Consider the following 726-nt stretch of genomic DNA (forward strand, 5'->3'; position numbering starts at 1 on the left):
GCCATCGCCCTGGCCGAGGTCCTGCGGGCGAACGCCATCGCCCTGGCCGAGGTCGCGGGCCCCGCACTCTGGACCCGCGGCGGCCACGACGTCCTCTTCCAGGTCGGCAACAGCCTCGGCGACGCGGGGCAGCACGAGGCGGCGGCCGACTACTTCCGCGACCTGCACTCCACCGCCACCGAACACTCCGGGCCCGACCACCCCAGGGTCCTCCTGGCCCGCTACAAGATGGCCTACTGGCAAGCCGTGGCCGGAGAAGACGGGGCGATCGGGAAGCTCCAGCAGGTCCTGGCCGAGCAGGAACGGGTCCTCGGGGCAGGCAGCCCGGACGCCCTCCTCACCCGGCACAACATCATCTACCTGCAAGCCGAAGCCGGGGAAACGGACACCGCCATCACCAGCGGGGAAGAACTCCTCGCCGGTCTGACGGCACTCCTCGGCCGGGAGCACCGGGACACCCTGGCCCTCCGCCACAACCTCGCCCACTGGCGAGCTGAATCCGGGAACATCGGCACAGCACTCACCGAACTCGACGACGTCCTGGCCTGCCAGGTCAGCACCCTCGGCCCGCACGACATCGCCACCCTCACCACCCGCTACAACATCGCCCACTGGCGGGCGCGCGGCGGCGACATCACCACAGCACTCGACGAACTCCGGCAACTGCTCCCGCTCCAGATCGACATCCTGGGACCCCAGCACCCGGATGTCCTCAACACCCGCCAC

1 protein-coding gene is annotated in these 726 nt (G+C 70.2%); it reads left to right on the top strand.

Translation table 11 applies throughout. The features are described 5' to 3' along the window. Nucleotides 1-726: tetratricopeptide repeat protein (locus UO65_RS36895; RefSeq protein ID WP_035285488.1), on the top strand; the 726-nt coding region annotated here is incomplete at both ends.

It is taken from the genome of Actinokineospora spheciospongiae, assembly GCF_000564855.1.
Lineage (GTDB): Bacteria > Actinomycetota > Actinomycetes > Mycobacteriales > Pseudonocardiaceae > Actinokineospora > Actinokineospora spheciospongiae.